The 1396-nt window shown below is 40.6% G+C and carries 1 protein-coding gene; it reads right to left on the reverse strand.

Going from position 1 to position 1396, the window contains the following annotated elements; all coding sequences use genetic code 11:
* Positions 1–1396: autotransporter outer membrane beta-barrel domain-containing protein (locus PVV68_RS10360; RefSeq protein WP_273783034.1), on the reverse strand; the 1396-nt coding region annotated here is incomplete at both ends.

Below are 1396 nucleotides of genomic sequence, written 5' to 3' on the forward strand. Positions count from 1 at the left end.
CCTTCAAGCAAAGTTCCCATGGGATCAAGATGGAACGTATCACCAATCTGTATTGTACTATTGTCAGCAAAAGTTTTAATAACATTTACTTTACCATAGAAAGAAACGGCATAATCGTTTTCAGCAGGAATTGTGGTTTGTGTTAAACGTCCACCAACACGCACTAACCATTGATGAGGGTTGCCCATGTTCACTTCAAAGTTATCAATATCTTTGAGGGTGCCAAGCATGAGATGTTGATAAACAAATTGTGCTTGTGGTTCAAAAACCAATCCTGGTACACTGGTTATAAGTCTTTGTCCGATGGTCGCAGATGCACTGAGTGTATTCTTACCACTCAATTCTGCAGTATTTCCTCTGAGAGTTGTTTTGATATATCCTTTAAGCGTTCCATAGGAGAAGAGGGCATTGATGTAGATGCCATTGTCATGGTTGAGGTTACCATAGGCAGCAAGTGACCACTTATCGAGTGTCGTTTTGTCAGCACCTTCAATATCTTTTGGAGTAAAGGCTAGTTTTCCATATGTTCCTAAAAGACCAAAATTTGTGGTTATGTTTTGATCTTCTAGCGCGGCTAATGTAACACCTGCTTGCAAGGCAGCATAGCGCAGATCAGCACCATAACCATATTGTAAGGGAGTACGGTGAGAGGATAATGTCATCTTATTACCATAACTGGATAAGAAGATTCCTCTGTTTTTATGATCCTTTGCTTCAACTGCTGTTGTCCGCATATTGTTGATCAGTGTATTTTGATTATTCACATCAGCAAAGTCGGCGGAGAATAGAGCATTTGGCATGACCAAATAGCTTGCTACTTGTGGGACAAGAGCTGGAATTTTTCCTTCATCATCAAGAGTTGCTCTTTGCAGGCGGAAATCCCAGAAATCTTTATTCTTTCTCAAGGGGCTTTGTGCGCTTGCTGCTTTTCCATGGCTTGATGTTTCCTCATTTTGCATACTGCGTTCAATTTCCACAATCACTCCCCCTAATACAACATGTTTTGTTTTGTTGTTTGCAGCGTTTTCTTCTGATTCTTGGGACACGTCTCCTAAATGGCTTTGCGTGCTTGCTGCTTTGCCACGGCTTGATGTTGTTCCATAGCTATTGAGGACATATTTATATGGCAATTTATTCATTGTGGTGTAGCCATTTGCTAGTTTGAAGGAATTTTCATCTGCTTTTCCAGAAACCTGAACAAGTGAGAGACCACGTTCATTTAAAGGAATGGAATCTTCGGTTTTTAATGGCTGACCTTCGGTAAGATTTTTGACATAGATTGTTGTGGTGCCTGACACATTACCATGGACGAGAAGACGGTCAGCTTTTTGTTTTTCTTTTGGTAGACCGTCACTCCATTCGATATTGAAATAAATATTGGCATGGCCCGTTGCAT

It is taken from the genome of Bartonella sp. ML69XJBT, from assembly GCF_028618515.1.
Classification (GTDB): Bacteria; Pseudomonadota; Alphaproteobacteria; order Rhizobiales; family Rhizobiaceae; genus Bartonella.